18 protein-coding genes are annotated in these 16,216 nt (G+C 68.9%); 9 read left to right on the forward strand and 9 right to left on the reverse strand.

Annotation, left to right across the window (positions count from 1 at the left end):
• Nucleotides 1-92: 92 nt before the first annotated feature.
• Nucleotides 93-287 carry a hypothetical protein gene (locus tag HNR01_RS19460; RefSeq protein WP_183669232.1) on the reverse strand — a complete coding sequence of 65 codons (195 nt, stop codon included), beginning with the start codon at nt 285-287 and terminating at the stop codon, nt 93-95.
• Entirely contained in the window at nt 284-1,786 is a 1,503-nt protein-coding gene (locus tag HNR01_RS19465; RefSeq protein ID WP_012455684.1) for a tyrosine-type recombinase/integrase, read from the reverse strand. The genes HNR01_RS19460 and HNR01_RS19465 overlap by 4 nt, the downstream gene beginning before the upstream one ends.
• A 475-nt stretch (nt 1,787-2,261) precedes the next feature.
• Between HNR01_RS19465 and HNR01_RS19470 the strand changes: the two genes are divergently transcribed.
• From HNR01_RS19470 to HNR01_RS19505, 8 genes are all read left to right on the forward strand, one after another.
• A complete protein-coding gene (locus tag HNR01_RS19470; RefSeq protein WP_246417562.1) occupies nt 2,262-3,527 on the forward strand; it encodes a DegT/DnrJ/EryC1/StrS family aminotransferase in 1,266 nt (421 codons plus the stop codon).
• 534 nt (nt 3,528-4,061) lie between these two features.
• Nucleotides 4,062-4,811: a Crp/Fnr family transcriptional regulator gene (locus tag HNR01_RS19475; protein WP_183669367.1), complete on the forward strand. Its 750-nt coding sequence runs from the start codon at nt 4,062-4,064 to the stop codon at nt 4,809-4,811.
• Nucleotides 4,812-5,416: 605 nt separating this feature from the next.
• Nucleotides 5,417-5,680 (forward strand): hypothetical protein, encoded by a 264-nt coding sequence (locus HNR01_RS19480; protein ID WP_183669233.1) that lies wholly within the window; start codon nt 5,417-5,419, stop codon nt 5,678-5,680.
• A 124-nt stretch (nt 5,681-5,804) separates the two neighbouring features.
• Nucleotides 5,805-6,254 (forward strand): phospholipase A2 family protein, encoded by a 450-nt coding sequence (locus tag HNR01_RS19485; protein ID WP_183669235.1) that lies wholly within the window; start codon nt 5,805-5,807, stop codon nt 6,252-6,254.
• Between the two features lie 42 nt (nt 6,255-6,296).
• Nucleotides 6,297-6,719, forward strand: a complete 423-nt coding sequence (locus tag HNR01_RS27645) for a helix-turn-helix domain-containing protein (protein ID WP_246417563.1) — start codon at nt 6,297-6,299, stop codon at nt 6,717-6,719.
• Nucleotides 6,720-6,859: 140 nt separating this feature from the next.
• Entirely contained in the window at nt 6,860-7,330 is a 471-nt protein-coding gene (locus HNR01_RS19495; RefSeq protein WP_183669237.1) for an Hsp20/alpha crystallin family protein, read from the forward strand.
• Between the two features lie 230 nt (nt 7,331-7,560).
• Nucleotides 7,561-8,373, forward strand: coding sequence for a universal stress protein (locus tag HNR01_RS19500; RefSeq protein ID WP_183669239.1), 813 nt, complete (start codon nt 7,561-7,563; stop codon nt 8,371-8,373).
• Between the two features lie 25 nt (nt 8,374-8,398).
• The gene (locus HNR01_RS19505) at nt 8,399-8,848 is read left to right on the forward strand and encodes a host attachment protein (protein WP_183669241.1); all 450 of its coding nucleotides are present in this window, start codon (nt 8,399-8,401) and stop codon (nt 8,846-8,848) included.
• A gap of 87 nt (nt 8,849-8,935) precedes the next feature.
• On the opposite strand, the gene HNR01_RS19510 is transcribed toward HNR01_RS19505, so the two are convergent.
• The 3 genes from HNR01_RS19510 to HNR01_RS19520 all read right to left on the reverse strand — a co-directional run bounded on the left by HNR01_RS19510 (nt 8,936) and on the right by HNR01_RS19520 (nt 10,779).
• On the reverse strand, nt 8,936-9,754 hold the full coding sequence (locus tag HNR01_RS19510) for a universal stress protein (RefSeq protein WP_183669244.1): 819 nt from the start codon (nt 9,752-9,754) through the stop codon (nt 8,936-8,938).
• 126 nt (nt 9,755-9,880) lie between these two features.
• Entirely contained in the window at nt 9,881-10,525 is a 645-nt protein-coding gene (locus HNR01_RS19515) for a BON domain-containing protein (protein ID WP_017484668.1), read from the reverse strand.
• Between the two features lie 32 nt (nt 10,526-10,557).
• Nucleotides 10,558-10,779: a hypothetical protein gene (locus HNR01_RS19520; RefSeq protein WP_017484667.1), complete on the reverse strand. Its 222-nt coding sequence runs from the start codon at nt 10,777-10,779 to the stop codon at nt 10,558-10,560.
• A 278-nt stretch (nt 10,780-11,057) separates the two neighbouring features.
• On the opposite strand from HNR01_RS19520, the gene HNR01_RS19525 reads away from it, so the two are divergent.
• Nucleotides 11,058-11,918, forward strand: a complete 861-nt coding sequence (locus tag HNR01_RS19525; protein ID WP_183669246.1) for a universal stress protein — start codon at nt 11,058-11,060, stop codon at nt 11,916-11,918.
• A 161-nt stretch (nt 11,919-12,079) separates the two neighbouring features.
• Here HNR01_RS19525 and HNR01_RS19530 read toward each other — a convergent pair whose 3' ends face one another.
• The 4 genes from HNR01_RS19530 to HNR01_RS19545 all read right to left on the reverse strand — a co-directional run bounded on the left by HNR01_RS19530 (nt 12,080) and on the right by HNR01_RS19545 (nt 15,947).
• Nucleotides 12,080-12,817 carry a helix-turn-helix domain-containing protein gene (locus HNR01_RS19530; RefSeq protein WP_183669248.1) on the reverse strand — a complete coding sequence of 246 codons (738 nt, stop codon included), beginning with the start codon at nt 12,815-12,817 and terminating at the stop codon, nt 12,080-12,082.
• 455 nt (nt 12,818-13,272) lie between these two features.
• On the reverse strand, nt 13,273-13,671 hold the full coding sequence (locus HNR01_RS19535) for a response regulator transcription factor (protein ID WP_183669250.1): 399 nt from the start codon (nt 13,669-13,671) through the stop codon (nt 13,273-13,275).
• Nucleotides 13,672-13,796: 125 nt separating this feature from the next.
• On the reverse strand, nt 13,797-14,405 hold the full coding sequence (fixJ, locus tag HNR01_RS19540; RefSeq protein WP_017484663.1) for a response regulator FixJ: 609 nt from the start codon (nt 14,403-14,405) through the stop codon (nt 13,797-13,799).
• Between the two features lie 3 nt (nt 14,406-14,408).
• Nucleotides 14,409-15,947, reverse strand: a complete 1,539-nt coding sequence (locus tag HNR01_RS19545; RefSeq protein WP_183669369.1) for a sensor histidine kinase — start codon at nt 15,945-15,947, stop codon at nt 14,409-14,411.
• Nucleotides 15,948-16,216: the final 269 nt, after the last annotated feature.

Genomic DNA, 16,216 nt, shown 5'->3' on the forward strand with positions numbered 1-16,216 from the left:
GATCTGCTCTTCGCTGAACCGGCTCTTCTTCATCGTCCGTCTCCTCATCGACGGACCCTAGCTTCAGAACGAGGGCAGGCCAGGGGGCAAGGTCAGGCAGCACAAACAATACCGGCATCCCATTCGACCCATAAGCTTGAGGGGAAACTCGGCAAAGTGACCAGCCAGTGAGTGAGATCAGCATCGCGCTGCACGTCAGCTTCGGACGGTTCGGCATTCCGGCCGAGAACGAATGGCGCGAGCCGAAGCTCGACCCATTCGGAAGGAACGGCAGTTGGAACGCTCACAGGCTCGACTCCTTGCGGGAGGAGCGCGCAGTCTGCTCCGGCGCGCTTGCCGCGGGATGAACGAACTGCCCCGGCCGAACGAGGGGAGGGGGCGGGCCGGCAGCGGCCGCACGGCACGGCATGGCATCCGACCTGAAGGATACAAGGGCGCAGGCGATGCTCGAAGCGACCGGAGCGGCAGCGTCCAATGCAGCCTTGTCCTGCACGTGGGCGTAGACGAGCGTCGAACGGGGATTCTTGTGTCCGAGGATCGCTCCGATCAGCCGCAAACTAAGGCCGGCGGACACGGCGCTCGAGCCGAGGGTATGCCGCAGCAGATGCGGAAAGAGTTCGTCGAGACCTGCGAGGCGTTTGAGTAGCGGCAGAATACGCTTGGTGCCGGTGTAGTGGCCGATGCCGTGCTCCGCAGGGAAGACGTACCTGGAGGCCGGCCTGCCACGGACCTTCGGCGTTTTCCTCCAGATTTCCATGAGAAGCTTGAGTGCCTCGGGGGTCAGTGGGCGCTCCGGTATGCTCTTCGAGCGCTTGAGCACGATCTGGTTCCTTTCGAAGTCCACCTCGTCCCAGAGCAGACCAGCCCCCTCTTCACGCCTCAGGCCGGTCAGCAGCCAAAGCCGGATCTGGTCGGGGCCTTTGGGATTGACCCCATGCAACTGCTCTGCATCGTCCAGCGCTTTGCCTAGCCGCTTGATCATGGCCAGGGTCAGATAGCTCTTTCTCTCACCGTCAACCTTGGAAACCCTCGCAGTCCGCACCGGGTTGGACACCATGAGTCCGCGCTCGACCGCGAAGCTACAGACCGACGAGAAGTCGCGGATGACCTTCCTGGCGGCGCCCACCCCCCCGCAGACCTCAGACCGCCTGCCAGCGGAGTCTCCCCCGCCCGCCTTGCACTCGCCTCCTTCGGACCCGGAGCTCCTCTGCCCGGCCTTGCCCTTCCTGTCCCGCTTGCGGTCCTTTCCAACCCCGGTCGCAGTTACGCCTTCGGACACCTTTTTGAAGAGCGTCTCGACATCCTTCTCCGTCAGATTGCAGAGATTCAGCTTCCCGAGGATGGGGACTACGTGGTTGCGAAGGCGGCCCATCGTGTAGCGCTTCGTCTTCTCTCCGAAGGGCTGCCCCTGCCGCTTACCTGTCCGGCAGTACAATCCCTCATTCTCGTAAAGGTCGATCAGTTCCGATACGAGCGACGAGTTTCGGAGCTTCCGGCGTTCCTTCGCCGGGTCTTTTCCGTCCGCTGCGAGCCCACGCTTGATCCGGGCCTCGTTCCGAGCGTCTTCGACACGCATGGTCCCGGCATCGCCAAGCTTGAGCTTGTCGAGCTTTGCGGTTCGACCTCGTCCCACACGATACTGGACATAGAAGGCCTTCACGCCCGAAGGCTGGACGCGCAGTCCGAAGCCCGGTTGATCCAGATCCCAGACGAAGTAGCTCGAAGGCCGCGCCTTGGCCTTGTCGACGACTGCTCTTGTCAGCCGCACTGAGTTCCCGCGCTTCATCCGCATGCTCCTCGGGCTGCACCCAGGCTTCACGCTTTCTGAAACGCAGGGCCATGCAATGAAAGCTAATGCAACAATTCTGTCAACCCAATCAATCACTTAGGTCACACAATGACACGCAGTGACACACCAGGAAACGCAATGAAACGGAATGTCCCAACCTTGCCAAGGTTGGGGTCGAGGGTTCGAATCCCTTCGCCCGCTCCAGTTTCTTCATAAAAACTGACCGACCTACGAGAAGCCGCCCTTGGGCGGCTTTCGTCGTTCTGGCCGCCGTAACGCGCTGTCGGGGCGGTGTTAACGGTTCGTTAGCCAAACAATTCCTAACGTCCGGCCGGTGCAGGAAGGCCGGGCATGCTCGAACATCGCAGAACGCGCTCGGCCGGATCGGTGGCGGCCATGGCGCCGGCCGATTGCACCCGCCGCGCCGCAGAGGCCGCAGGCCCCTCGCACATCCTGAGAAGGCGCCGGGTCGATGCGAACCGCGCCGCTTGATCCCACGCCCGGGGCGGATGCCCCCGCGCTCGCCGCGCCTCCGGGCGCGCTGCCCGTGCAGGAGACCCTGCGCCGGCTGGAGCAGGAATTCGCGCGCGTCCTCGCTTCCGGGCCAGACGCGGCTGGGGACGCGGAGGCGGCGGCCGGACCGGTCTACGTCACCCGGCCGTTCCTGCCGCCTCTCGAAGAGTTCGAACCGCTGCTGCGCCAGATCTGGCAGACACGAATCCTGACCAATGGCGGCCCGTTCCACCAGGAGCTGGAAGCGCGGCTGAGCGGTCATCTCGGCGTGCCGCAGGTCGCCCTGTTCAACAACGCGACGACCGCGCTGATCATGGCCCTGCGGGCGCTCGATCTTACGGGCGAGGTGATCACGACGCCCTATTCCTTCGTGGCGACGTCGCACGCCCTTCTCTGGAGCGGCCTCACACCGGTGTTCGTGGACATCGACCCGGTGACCCTCAACCTCGACCCCGCCCGGATCGAGGCCGCGATCACCCCGCGCACCAGCGCGATCCTGCCGGTCCACTGCTACGGCCAGCCCTGCGATGTCGACGCCATCGCGGAGATCGCCGACCGGCACGGGCTCAAGGTGATCTACGACGCCGCCCACGCCTTCGGCGTCCGCCATCGCGGCGCGAGCGTGCTGAACCACGGCGACCTGTCGGTGCTGAGCTTCCACGCCACCAAGGTGTTCAACACCTTCGAGGGCGGTGCCATCGTCTGTGCCGATCCGGCGATGAAGGACCGGATCGACAAGCTCAAGAATTTCGGCTTCGACGACGAGACCTCGGTCATCGGCGTGGGCCTGAACGGCAAGATGAGCGAGCTGAATGCCGCGCTCGGCCTCGTCCAGCTTCGGCATATCGACACGGTGCTGGCGCGGCGACAGGCGATCGATGCGACCTACCGCCATGGATTGCGCGACATTCCCGGCATCCGCTGTCTCGACCGCGCGGGGGAGGGGACGGCCAACTACGCCTATTTCCCGATCCTGGTCGGTCCCGATTATCCGATCGGCCGCGAGGCGCTCTACGATGCGCTCAAGCGCGACGGCATTCATCCGCGGCGCTACTTCCACCCCCTGATCTCCGACCACCCGATGTACCGGACGCTGCCGAGCGCCCGACGCGAGGATCTGCCCGTGGCCGCCATGGCCGCCGACCGGGTGCTGTGCCTGCCGATCTATCCCGATCTCGACCCTGCCACCGTGGCCCGGATCGTCCGGCGGATCGCGCAGCCCTGAAGCCGCCCGTCACGGCCGCGATCGTACGGCCGTCCTCCGCTCCCGCTCTCGGCCGCTTCCGGTTCGCTCCGGACGAGCGGCCTCGCCGGGCCGCCCGGAAGCCGGGACCGGCCATTGATCGAGGCGCCGACGAAGAGCCTCGCGCCGACCGCACCGCCTCAGCTTGACGGCAACCGTATCCGACCGGGGCGCCCCCAAGATACGATGTCGGGTCTCGGCGCTCGCGCCTCATACCGATGCCCCAGCAAATATCGAAATGTCGGAAACCATACCGAGCGGCGGACCGGCTTACATCGCGTCGCATCGATGCTTAAACTGCCCTCTAGTTTCCGTGTCACCCACGTGCTCCCTTCGATCGTGCCGGTCCAGCGGACGATCGGCGAGGGCACGGTGGGGAGGCCGCTTCGCCCGTTTTCACGGCGGCTCGGGCCTCTCACGTTTCGGGAGCGCGCCCAACCGAGCCGGCCCGGCGGTGCGACGCACTTAGGCGATGGATGAGCTGGCCGATCGGGCGGGACGGGCGCAATGGGCACAATGAAGGTCGTGCCGGGCGGCGGAACGGCGATGAGCGGACCCGTCCTGCGCAAGCTGCAAGGGTTCGGCCGGTTGGACGATGCGGATGCGGCGGCCCTGGCGATGCTCGAGGCGGGAACGCGTCCGGTCCCGGCCGGCGCGGACCTGATCTGTGAAGGCGATCGGCCGGAGGGCATGATCGCGGTGATCGAGGGCTTCGCCTGCCGCTACAGGCTGCGGGAGAACGGGGCGCGCCAGATCATGGCCTACCTCGTCCCGGGAGATATCTGCGACTTCGACAGCTCGGTCCTCAACCGGATCGATCACGCCGTCGGCACGCTCTCCAACTGCCGCGTCGCGCGGGTCGCCCCCGAGGCCGGCCGGGATCTGCGTTCGCGCCCCGCCCTGGCCCGCAGCCTTCGCACGGCCGCACTCGTCGACGAGGCGATCCTGCGCGAGTGGATCATGAATCTCGGTCGACGCTCCGCCGTGGAGCGCCTGGCCCACCTCTTCTGCGAATTGCTCGTGCGCCTGCGGGCCGTGGGGCTGACCTTCGGGAACAGCTACGATCTGCCGATCACGCAGCTCGACCTCGCCGACACCACCGGCATGACCAGCGTGCACGTGAACCGTTCGCTGGGCGAACTCAAGCGCGCGGGGCTGATCGAGCGCACCGGCAGGCGCCTGACCCTGTGCGACCTGCCGCGCCTCATGGACATGGCTGAATTCCGGCCGAACTACCTGCATCGCGAGAGGCCGGAAGCGGCCTGAGGTCGGAACCGTCCGGATCGGGCGGTCCCGGCCGCGGGCAAACCGGCTCAGCGGTCGCGTGTCTTCGTGGTGCGCGAATCCTGGTTCTTGTTGCCCTCCGCAGCGGGGGAGGCTCCCGGTACGCCCGTATTCCCGGAGCCGCCGCCCATTTCCCCGGCCTTCATGGCGTCGCCCTTCCGCATCTCGCCCGCCGTTCCAGCGCGAGATGAGCCCGCGGGGACGGATGGTTTCGAAGCGTCCTGGCCGGACGTTTGCTGTGCGGTGGCCGCACCGGGACCCGCGACCAGAAGAAGTGAGGCAAAACAGACGGCGTGGACTTTTCGCATGAATGATCTCCCGAGCAAGACACAGTCGCAAAACGCCGCCGCCAAATGATGTTTCAAACTGAAATCATCGAACCGATTTAATATTGTCTTATATCAATACGAAGCTCGGACTGTCTGAAGACACGCAAAACCTCACCGGCGGCTGCGAGGTGGCCGGTATCGAGCCGGCGCCCAAGCCGGCGCCCAAGCCGGCGAAGGAACGGCTCGACATCCCCTGGCGTTCACCGTCGGACCTTGGCCGGAGCGTTCGCCCGGCCGGCAGGAGACAGGAGACGTTGGATGATGAGGATCGGAACCCGCACGGCGCTGGCTCTGATCGCCTTCTCGGCCGCCGGTACGACCAGCGTGCGGGCCGGCGAGGAGGAGCAGGCCGCTCTCTGCCGCGATGACGTCATGCGGCTGTGCCTGACATCGATCCCCGACCGCGGCCGCATCGTCAGTTGCATGAAGGCGCAGCGGGCGAGCCTCAGCCCCGGCTGCCGGGCCGCCTTCGACGAGGGAATGACCGCCTCGGCCGGGCGGCGCTCCGCGAGCCTCCGCTGACGGCCGAAGCGCGACGACTCAACGTCGACATCCCCTCTTCAGACCGGTCGTCGCGCGCGCAGCGCGACCGGGCGGCGCCGGGACGGCACCCGCCACCGCTCAACGACAGGAGATACGCCTTCCGATGACCCGTTCCATTCTTCCGCTCGTTCTGGTGGCCGGTCTGACGGTCCCCGCCTTCAGCCAAACCGCAGCCGCGGTCGAGGGTCCCCCGATGCTGCTGCACGGCAACTATTGCGGACCCGGCAACAACGCGCCGGCGGCCCCCGTCGATGCGCTGGACGCGGCCTGCGCCCGCCACGATGCCTGCACCCCGGACGGTGCGCTCGCCCCGAAAGCCTGCAACCTGCGCCTCCAGGTCGATGCCGAGCGCGTGGCCGACGATCCGCGTCAGCCGACCGACCTGCGGATGCTGGCCGGGCTCGTCGCCTCGGGCGCGGCGATGATGCCGTCTGCCCCATCGGCCGGGCCGCGCGTCCGCGCGGTTGCCCCCGCTGCTGCCCCCGCGGCGGTCGACGTGCCGACCCAGCCCGAAACCGACACGGGCCCCGAGACGGACCTGCCGCCCGAATAAGGGGCCAGAGGGGACGTCCGTGTTCGCTCTTTCGCGAGGCGGATGGATCAGGGCTTCCAGGTCCTGATGCGGGTGATCCTGCTGAGGGAGACGGACGCGGAGGCCCTGATCCGCGAGAGCGACCTCTCCGACATCGTGGCACGGTTCGGGGTATCCCGGCCGCATGTCCGCGACATGCTGGCCACGGCCGAGGCGAGCGGCCTCCTCGCGCGGGGCGGCCGCGGCCGGAAGCATCTCAGCCCGACGCCCCGCGGCCTGATCGGACGGCCCGCGGGCGTTTCAGGAGGCCTGCTGCGAGCGGTTGGCCGTCGCATTGCGCGTCGCCAGCGCCTGAGCCTCGGCCTCGGCGAGCGCCGCGTCGGGCGGAGCCGAGGTCGAGACCCGGCCCGGCGCCGTTCCGAAGGGATCGGGCGCGATTCACGCGGGCGGCGATGCATCGCCCTCATCGCCCCGCGAGAGGAGTGAAGCAGCCCGTGCTCTTCGCTCGGCGCGGCTCGGCGCGACGACTTGATCGTCTCCGCTTGATCCACCTCATCGCCAGGACGGCGCGCGGACCGCAGACTCCCCCGAGCGGCGGGAAGCAGCCGCCTGACGGGAGATGATCCATGAATCTCAAATCGCTCCTCACGCTCGGCCACCGCTCTCCCTCGACCGATCCGGGCGCCACGCCGCTCCCCTCGTATCATCTCGCGGAGTCCATGCTCGGCGATCTCCGCCTCGGATTCCCGCTCTTCCAGGGCGGCGCGGTGCCGCGCATGGATGTCGTCGAGAAGGACGGAAAGGTCGAGATCACCGCCGAGCTGCCGGGGCTCACGCGTGACGACGTCAAGGTCGAGCTCGCCGACGACACCCTCGTCATCAGCGGCGAGAAGCGGCAGGAGAAGGAGCAGACGGAGGGCGCGCGCAAGGTCACGGAACGCAGTTACGGCGCCTTCGTGCGCAGCCTGGAACTGCCCGCCGGCATCAACGCCGAGGAAATCCAGGCCAGCATGGACAAGGGCATTCTGACGGTGACGCTGCCCAAGGGCGCGCTGACCCCGCCCGAGCCGAAGCGCATCGATATCAAGGCGCCCTGAGAGCGGCGCGGAGACTCCCTCCGCCGTCCCTCGGCGGCAAGGGCGGCGATCGTCGCCGCGGGTCGGGTTTTGCGCTGGATCAAGGTCGGTCCCGCCATCGCGCCTAGCCTCGGCTTCCACCGAACGGGGCCTGCGACGCCGGATCCGGCTCGGGCTCCGCCGGCACGAGGCCGATCCGCCGGCCGCACGGCGCGCGCCAACCGTCAACCTCCTGCGGCAGGAGCTCTCCCATGACCTATGCCAGCATCATGGTGGCCGTCGATCTCTCGGCCGGGGCGCGCGAACGGGTCCACCTCGCCGGACACCTCGCCGACGACTTCCGGGCCCGGCTGATCGGCGTCGCGGCGGAGGAGGCGTCCTATGCCGTCCCGCCGGTCGGCCCGATCCCGGCGAGCGCCTATGCGCTGGCAGCCAACAACGAGCTCATCCTCAACGACCTCAAGCGCGCACATGCCGTCTTCGAGGCGGCGGCGGGCGGGCGCAGCCGCGTCGAGTGGCGCTCGAACCTCGATTTTCCGCTTCCGTTCCTGATCGGGCAGGCCGCCGCGGCCGACCTCGTGGTCGTCGGCCGAAAGTCCCCATCCGGCCCTCTGCTGTTCTCGGTCGATCCCGGCGATCTCGTCATGCATCTCGGGCGGCCCCTTCTGGTGGTGCCCCCCGGCATCGATCACCTCGACGTCCGGCGGGTCGCGGTCGGATGGAAGAACACCCGCGAGGCCCGCCGTGCGGTCAGGGACGCGCTGCCGTTCCTGTCCCGGGCCTCGCGGGTCATCGTGGTGTCCATCGACGAGGGGCAGGGCACGGACGACACGGCGGACGTCGTCAGCTTCCTTCAGGCCCACGATATCGACGCCACGGCTTTGCGCTGGGAGGCGGGCGGTGCCGCGACCTCCCAGGCGCTGGTCGAGGCGGCCTCCGAGCAGGCCGCCGACCTGATCGTCCTCGGCGCCTACGGCCACGGACGCCTGCGCGAATGGGTCTTCGGCGGGGTCACCCGCGACCTGCTGGCCGGCGCGCCGATCAGCTGCCTGATGAGTCACTGACCCGAGATCCGGCCCGGAGCCCCCGATGACCGAGGCGTTCAACCTCAAGATCCCGCACGGTGGATACGTCCTCGTCGGCGACGGCCGCCGCGCCCTGGTGCTGCGCAACGAGGGCCACGCCCTGCATGTCAGCCTGAAGGTGCAGCATCTCTTCGAGGCGCCGCCCAACCCGCCGACCCGCGAGCAGGGAACCGACCGGCCGCCCCGCGTGCGGCAGGGCGAGCACCGTAGCGCCATCGCGCAGACGGATTGGCACGAGATCGCGGAGCACCGGTTCGCCGACGAGGTCGCGGCCACGCTGGACCGCATCGCCGACGCCATTCCCGCGCTCATCGTCGTCGCCCCGCCGCGCGCGCTGGCCTCCCTGCGGCACGCGCTCTCGGACCGCCTGAAGCACGTCGTCATCGCCGAGATCGACAAGGATCTGACCAAGCTGCCGATCGAGGAAATCGGGCAACGCCTGACCCGTCGATGAAGCCCTGGGATGAAGCCCTGGGATGAGGCTTTCCCAGGGGAGAGCCGGTCCGCCGCGCCGGGCCCCTCGGGAATGGCGGCCTCGGGATCAGTGGCTCATCAGGCAGCAGACATGCGTCGCCTGGAGGATGTCGCGCGTGGCGCCGCCGAAGATCCACTCGCGCAGGCGGCTGTGGCCGTAGGCACCCATCACCAGCAGATCGGCGCCCTCGCGCCCGGCAAAGCGCAGCAGGGCGTCCCCCGCGCCGACGGCCGGTTGATCCGGCAGCAGGTGCGTCGTCGCCGCGAGGCCGTGGCGCGTGAGGTAGGCCGCCGTGCCCTCGGCGCCCGCGCGATGCGCTTCGGGGCCCACGGCGACGATGCAGACCCGCTCCGCCAGGCTCAGCAGGGGCAGGGCGTCGTGCACCGCCCGCCGCGCCTCGCGGGTCTCCTTCCAGGCCACGACGGCGCATCCCAGCCCGAGCCGTTCGAGACCGGGGGGCACCACCAGCACGGGACGGCCGACTGCCATCAGGAGGGCGCCGGTGGGCGCCGCCGTCGGACCCGGATCGCCGTCCGCCGGTCCCTGCCGGCCGACGACGACGAGATCGGCTTCCCGGGCCTGCTCGGCGTGGTAGGCGAGGGGATCGGTCAGCGCCGAGCGCCATTCCGTCCGCGGCATCGTCCCCGCCTCGCGCTCGAACAGGGCCCTGACCTGTTCGAGCTGCTCCCGTGCTCGCCGCTCCTCGTCCTCGTAGATCCGCTCGACCGCCAGCATGTCGCCCACCGGCAGGTAGCTGGGGACCCGGCATGCGCCGATGCCGATCAGACAGGCCCGCAGACGTTCGGCGAGCCCGGCGGCGAGCTGGACACGATCCGCGGCTGCGGCGCCGAGATCGACCGAGACCGTGATGGTGCGGATCGTCATGCCCATCTCCCGCTTCCTGGCTCCGGCTCGGCGGGCATCCTGCGCCGCCGCCGGGGTCCGAACCTCGATTCTTCGCCAGCACCGACCTCGCAGGACGGCAGGGCCTACCCGCGTCCGTCGCGCTCCTCAGGCGATCGTCAGGCGATCCTCGACCGCCGACACACCCGGGACCGACCAGGCCGCCCGCTCGGCCAATTCGCGCTCGCGCCAGACATCGACGCAGCCGTCGAGGGTCACCTTGCCGCCCTCGACCTGAACCCGGATCGTGTCGGGCCTCTTCGCGCTCCGCTTCAGGGCCGCCCGGATCCGGGCCTCGACCTCCGTGGCCTGGGCCGGCGGCGTCACGGCGATGAGGTTGACGATGTCGGTGACGCCGGCGAGGCGGCGCAGCGCCTTGTCCACGGCCGCCTTCTGATAGTAGTGCGGCACGCTGCCATGGAGCGTGACGCAGCCGCGCTCGACCTTGAGCGAGACGGATCGCTCGGGGATCTGCACATCCCATTCCAGCACCCGAGCGCAGCGGTCGGCCAGGGCCTCGTCGCCGATCCGCGGGTTGTCCGGATAGCGGACCTCGATCTGCTCGACGACGGCGCGGACGCCGCGAACCCGCAGGGCGACCCGTTCGACGATCCCCTTCTCGGCATAGTTCCGCACATGCCCGCTGAGGGTCACGACGCCGTTCTCGACCGTGACCCCGATCTGCGCCGCGTCGATCATCGGCGCGAGCTCCAGTTCGTCGAGAACGTGCTGACGCACGATGACGTCGTCCATCTCCCGCCTCCTCGCTTCGCAGCCTCGAACGGTCAGAGCCCCAGGAGGATCAGCCCCGTCGTCGCCACAGCGGCGACGATGGCCAGGGCGAGCGCCTGCAGACTGGGGAGGGTTTGATAACGCGCGAGATCCGTGACGACGCCCGCCGCCCGCGTGCCGGCCCTGGAGGCCGCATCGTCGTGCGGCACCGATCCGGCCGGAACCCGCACGTAGCGCACCGTCTCGATGTCGATGGTTTGAAGCACCACACTCATCGCTCGCTCCCGTCCTTGACTGACCGGGGCATCCTGCCGCGCCCGGCGGACGATGCCTTGATCCACCTCAAGGCTGCCGCAGCCCGCCCGCGGCACCTTCGCCCCGCGGGGAGCCGAACCTGCGAATAGTCCGGAGTGGCCGCACCGGATGCGCCGAAGCCCGGCGCCGGCGGACGGCCTCCGCCCGTATCCCTCGCGAATCCCGGACTTGCGCTGGATCAAGGCGACCCTGCCTCGGTGCGGCACTCTCCGGATCAACGTCATCTCGGAGGAAATCGATGCCGAACCCACCGTCCGCCGCCCTCGTGGGCCTGCGCGACATTCTCGTCGGTCTGACCGAAGAGGGCCGCGGCGACGAGACGGCGAGCGCGCTCGGCTTTGCCCTGTCGCTCGCCGGGCTGACCGGCGCTCACCTCACCGTCCAGTCGGCCGCCCGGCGCCTGACCCTGGTCGGCGGATCGGGGTGGGGTTTCGTCAACGATCTGGTCGCGCAGGAGAACCGGCGCCTGAGCGCCCGGGCCCGGGCCATCGCCGAGCGCGCCGCGACGGAGGCCTCCCTCGAAGGGGTGACCTGCTCGATCGAGGTGCCCGCTCTGGCCTATCCGGAGCTGGTCGGGCGGCTCACCGCCCGCGCCCGGCTCGCGGACCTGACCCTTCTGGACGCCGAAGCGCGGGAGGTCGATCTCGACCGCGATCTGATCGACGGGGTCCTGTTCGGGAGCGGGCGGCCCCTGCTCGTGGTGCCGCCGGGCTGCGACGCGTTCTCGGCGCGAAGGATCGTCGTCGCCTGGGACGGCTCCGCCCAGGCCGCGAGGGCCGCCAACGACGCCCTGCCGTTCCTGCGCGCGGCGGAGGCGGTCGAGATCGTGTCCGTGGTCGGCGAGAAGGATCTCTCGACCTCGGTCGCGGGCGTGGAGTTCGCTCCGCACCTCGCCCGCCACGGCGTGAACGTGTCGGTGACCAACGTGCCGGTCGCGGGCGACGCCGCGGAGACGCTGAGGCGTCAGGTCGGGCTCTTCGGAGCGGAGATGCTGGTGATGGGCGCCTACCGCCATTCGCGCCTGAAGGAGTGGTTCCTCGGCGGCGTGACGCACGCGCTTCTATCACGCTCGCCGGTGCCGCTGTTCCTCGCCCATTGATCGCGGAAGCGGCGCCCGAGGCCGCGCGGCGGCGCGTGCCTTCCGGACGCCGCCTTCGGCCGGCGTTCCGGCGAGAGGGCCCGCGTTCGGCGGCTCCGGTCGGCTGAGACGCAGGCCGGTCGATCCCTTCGGGTCGATCCCCTCGGAGGGCGGAGGCGGTCTCAGTTCTCGACCACGTGGCGGAGGCGGGCGCGGTGGAGCGTGATCTGCCGGCCGCCCGAGCGCCGCAGCGCCCCGTCCTCCTCGAGCTGGGAGAAGGTGCGGGACACGGTCTCGATGGTGAGGCCGAGATAGTCGGCGATGTCGCGCCGGGTCATCGGCAGGGCGAATGTCCCGGTCCCGCCGAACCGACCGTCGACCTCGACCAGGAAAGCCGCGAGGCGCTCCTGGGCGGAGCGGCGGCCGAGCAGGAGCGTGAGATCCTGGGCATCGCGCAGGTTGGCCGTCGCCATGCTCCAGAGCTGGCAGGCCACCTCGGCGCTGTGGGTGGCGGCGCGCTCGATCGGCCGGCGCTGGAAGATCAGCACCCGTGTGTCCGCGAGCGCTTCCGCCGTGTGCCAGTGGACGTCGCCCTGCTCGAAGCCGAACAGGCTGCCGGCCAAGTGGAAGCCGGTGATCTGGCGCCGGCCGTCGCTCAGAACCTTGTGGGACCGCACCGCCCCCTCGACGACGCGGTAGACGAACTCGGCATCCTCGCCCTCGCCGTAGATCTCTTCCTCGCGGGCGTAGGAGAAGGGCGTGCCGAGAAGGTCGGGGCAATCGGCGAAGAGGCCGGTTCCATAGCCGGTTCCATAGCCGGTTCCATGGCCGGAACCATGGCCGTTTCCGTGGATGCTCCGCAGCGGCGTGCGCGAACGCGCGGCGGCCAGGGCGGATCTCGGTGTCGGCTTGGTGCCCATCGGTTCGCTCCTCATCCGTCTCAAGGGAGCGAGAGTGGCCGCAGCGTCGCGCCGACGATATTCCGTGCGCTCTCTTAAGTGGCTTCGCTTAAGGAAAACTACGTAGAGGTGCAGACCGGCCCGTGCCGCAACGAACCCGGCGCAAGCCTGCGCGGCGCTTCGCGAGGCATTCCGGATCCACCGATCGGAGCGGATCGAGCGGGCAAGGGTCCGCAGGGGTCCGCCAGGGCATCGGAGCTACCGCCGGAGCTACCGCCGGAGCGGCCGCGGGCCGTCAAACCCGCGGCGCGGCCGAACCCCGCTCGGCCGGGATTGCGCGAGATCAACGCCGTGCGGGGCATCGCCTGTCAGCCTTCGCGATCAGCCGGAGCAGGGAAGGCGCACGCCGTGTCCCCCCACGTTGCGCCCTGGGCCGATCCGCGCAAGCCGCCGCGCCCGCGAAGTCCCGCGGCGGGCTATTCCTCACCCGACCAGAGCCGCTCCCGGTCATTCCGGCCCGCAGCGATCAGTCCCGACAGGTCGTCGAGAGCGAGAGGCTTCTCGACCAGAAAGATCCCGGCCGCGTGGGCCCTCCTGCGGATGGACGGGTTCGGGTGCCCGGTGACCAGGACGACGGGCACGCGGGGATCGAGGTGCCGCAGGCGGACGAACACCTCGATGCCGTCGAGGCCCGGCATGATCTGATCGAGCAGCACGACGGCCGGGCTCGGCCCGGGAAACGCCGTCAGGCACGCTTCCCCGCTGGCGAAGGCCACGGCCCGATGCCCCGCGCTCTCGAAGAGGAAGCAGGTCGAGTGCAGGACGGCCGGGTCGTCGTCGACGACATAGATGAGGCTCGAGGGAAAGAGCGGCATTGGAGGCGTCGGCCGGACCGAGAGGGCCACGAGAATCATACGGAGCGAGCCCCCCATCATGGGCCCGGTTCCGCCATCCACCTTGATCGACCTCAAGCGGGTATCATGCGGGCCTCATGCCGGCCTCACGCGAAACCGGCCAGCACCGCCCAGCGCACCAGTTCCTGCAGGTTTCCCGCCCGTGTCTTGGCCATGACCTTGGCCCGATAGATCTCGACGGTGCGCGGCGAGATGTCGAGCATGCGCCCGATCTCCTTGCTGGTGCCGCCGGCCACCAGATGGTCGAGAACCTGACGCTCGCGCTCGCTCAGGGTCAGCAGCCGCCGGACGAACTCCTGAAGGCTCGGGTCGGTCGTCCCGTTGTGGCCGCCCCGCTCCAGGGCGGAGTGCAGCGCCTGAAGGAGCGCTTCGCCGCCGAACGGCTTCTCGATGAAGTCGCAGGCGCCGAGCTTCATCGCCTCCACCGCGAGCGGCACGTCGCCATGACCGGTCATCATCACGACGGGAAGCGTGTGACCGGCCGAGCGGAGGCGACGGAACAGTTCCAGCCCGTCGAGGCCGGGCATGCGGATATCGGTCAGGATGCAGCCGCTGACCGGCGGAGCGAGCCGCTTGAGCAGGATCGCGCCGGCCTCGTAGAGCCGTACCTCGAAGCCGGCCGTGTCGAGAAGGAAGGCGACCGAATCCCGCATGGCGGGATCGTCGTCCACCACATGCACGAGGGCTGGCGCCATCGATCACGGTTCTCCCGCGGACGCGGTGGGCAGCGTCAGGCGGAAGGTCGCCCCGCCGGCGGCGTTGCGCTCGGCCCACAGGCGACCGCCATGCGCCTCGATGATCGTGCGGCAGATCGAGAGGCCGACCCCCATTCCCCCGGCCTTGGTGGTGACGAAGGGCTGGAACAGGCGGTCGGCCACCTCCTCGGCGATGCCGGTGCCGGTATCGGACACGGCGATCTCGGCCCATTCCGGCGAGACCCGTCGCGTCTCGACCCTCAGCTCGCGCCGACTGCTCCGCTGCATCGCCTCGCGGGCGTTGCGCATCAGGTTGACCAGAACCTGCTGCACCTGCACCCGGTCGGCGAGGACCGATCCCGCCTGCGGGTCCAGCACGACCCGCGCCGTGATACCCTCCTCGTCGGCGCCGGGCAGGGTCAGGGCGCCGGCCTCCTCGATCATCGTCGCAACCGGCTCGACCCGTTTCTCCGTCTCGCCGCGGGTGACGAACTCGCGCAAGCGAGAGATGATCTGTCGGGCCCGCAACGCCTGCTCGGCCGCCTTGTCGAGGACCTCCTGGGCCCTGGCGATAGTCTCGGGGCTGGGCTGCGCCAGCAGGCGGCGGCAGCCGTTGGTATAGTTGCTGATGGCGCCGAGCGGCTGGTTCAGCTCGTGGGCAAGCGTCGTCGCCATCTCGCCCATGGCGCTCAGGCGAGAGACGTGTCCCAGTTCCGATCGGAGCTCCTGGAGCCGCACCTCGGTCCGCCGCTGTTCGGTGAGGTCGTTGATGAAGCCGGTGAAGAAGACCTGCTTGCCCGAGCTCATCTCGCCGATGGCGAGTTCCATCGGGAAGGTCGAGCCGTCGCGCCTGCGGCCCGTGACCGTCCGCGTGGTGCCGATGATGTGGCGCAGACGCGTCCGAAGATAGCGCGCGAGGTCGGCATCGTGCCGATCCCGCATCGGCTCCGGCATCAGGATGCCGACATCCTGCCCGATCGCCTCGGCGGCGCCATAGCCGAACAGGCGTTCGGCCGCCGGATTGAACGAGTGGATCACGCCCGACTCGTCGATGACCACCATCGCCTCCGGCACGGTGTCGAGGATCGAGCGGAGATGGGCCTCGCGGGCACGCAGCTCCGCCTCCACCTGCTTCTGCTCGTCGATCCTGAAGACGACACCCCGGTGCCGCCCGGGCCGCCCGTCGCGATCGAGATTCACCTGCCCGCGCGAGCGCAGCCAGCCGCCCCGGCCGTTCGGCGGCCTGACGCGGTAATCGACCTCGTAGCTACCGCCGGCACGCACCACCCGCTCGATCGCATCGGCGCGGGCCTGGCGATCATCCGGATGCACCAGATCTTGGGTGGCGGCGAAGCTCGTCAACTGATCGGACGGGACACCGAAGAGACCGGCACAGCTCTGCGAGACGCTGACGCGTCCCGTCGCGATGTCCAGCGACCAGATGCAGACCCCGACCTCGTGGAGGGTTTGCCGGAAATCCTCGATGGTCAGCCCTTCATCCACACTCTGAGCCGTACCGGACGCTGCAAAGGGGAGCGTCATCGATCCACTCCAGAAGCCGCTGCATGGGATCCAAAGTTCATAGCCGCATGAACCCAGCGTCATTCGTGTCATTTGATAAAATATTATCTGGAAATCGCCCTCGTGGCTCACAATCAAAGAAGCATATTCGATAAAAGATACGCAATTTTTGCTTGCATGAAAAGGCAACATATACGGCAAATCGGTGCAAATTCCGACATCCGAGATGCCTCTCACAACTTTTGCTATGCAAGTCGGCGGCGGCCGGGCCGGCAAGACGATGGATCCGC

The organism is Methylorubrum rhodesianum, from assembly GCF_014199985.1.
In the GTDB taxonomy this organism is placed as follows: Bacteria; Pseudomonadota; Alphaproteobacteria; order Rhizobiales; family Beijerinckiaceae; genus Methylobacterium; species Methylobacterium rhodesianum.

Bases quoted from the DNA above. Each gene is read 5' to 3' on its own strand.
- HNR01_RS19510 (WP_183669244.1), bottom strand. From the start codon at position 9,754: ATGACGATCCGCACCATCACGGTCTCGGTCGATCTCGGCGCCGCAGCC.
- HNR01_RS19470 (WP_246417562.1), top strand. From the start codon at position 2,262: ATGCGAACCGCGCCGCTTGATCCCACGCCCGGGGCGGATGCCCCCGCG.
- HNR01_RS19505 (WP_183669241.1), top strand. From the start codon at position 8,399: ATGACCGAGGCGTTCAACCTCAAGATCCCGCACGGTGGATACGTCCTC.
- HNR01_RS19520 (WP_017484667.1), bottom strand. From the start codon at position 10,779: ATGAGTGTGGTGCTTCAAACCATCGACATCGAGACGGTGCGCTACGTG.
- HNR01_RS19545 (WP_183669369.1), bottom strand. From the start codon at position 15,947: ATGACGCTCCCCTTTGCAGCGTCCGGTACGGCTCAGAGTGTGGATGAA.
- HNR01_RS19530 (WP_183669248.1), bottom strand. From the start codon at position 12,817: ATGGGCACCAAGCCGACACCGAGATCCGCCCTGGCCGCCGCGCGTTCG.
- HNR01_RS19485 (WP_183669235.1), top strand. From the start codon at position 5,805: ATGACCCGTTCCATTCTTCCGCTCGTTCTGGTGGCCGGTCTGACGGTC.
- HNR01_RS27645 (WP_246417563.1), top strand. From the start codon at position 6,297: ATGGATCAGGGCTTCCAGGTCCTGATGCGGGTGATCCTGCTGAGGGAG.
- HNR01_RS19475 (WP_183669367.1), top strand. From the start codon at position 4,062: ATGAAGGTCGTGCCGGGCGGCGGAACGGCGATGAGCGGACCCGTCCTG.
- HNR01_RS19495 (WP_183669237.1), top strand. From the start codon at position 6,860: ATGAATCTCAAATCGCTCCTCACGCTCGGCCACCGCTCTCCCTCGACC.
- HNR01_RS19525 (WP_183669246.1), top strand. From the start codon at position 11,058: ATGCCGAACCCACCGTCCGCCGCCCTCGTGGGCCTGCGCGACATTCTC.
- HNR01_RS19465 (WP_012455684.1), bottom strand. From the start codon at position 1,786: ATGAAGCGCGGGAACTCAGTGCGGCTGACAAGAGCAGTCGTCGACAAG.
- HNR01_RS19515 (WP_017484668.1), bottom strand. From the start codon at position 10,525: ATGGACGACGTCATCGTGCGTCAGCACGTTCTCGACGAACTGGAGCTC.
- fixJ (WP_017484663.1), bottom strand. From the start codon at position 14,405: ATGGCGCCAGCCCTCGTGCATGTGGTGGACGACGATCCCGCCATGCGG.
- HNR01_RS19480 (WP_183669233.1), top strand. From the start codon at position 5,417: ATGATGAGGATCGGAACCCGCACGGCGCTGGCTCTGATCGCCTTCTCG.
- HNR01_RS19535 (WP_183669250.1), bottom strand. From the start codon at position 13,671: ATGCCGCTCTTTCCCTCGAGCCTCATCTATGTCGTCGACGACGACCCG.
- HNR01_RS19500 (WP_183669239.1), top strand. From the start codon at position 7,561: ATGACCTATGCCAGCATCATGGTGGCCGTCGATCTCTCGGCCGGGGCG.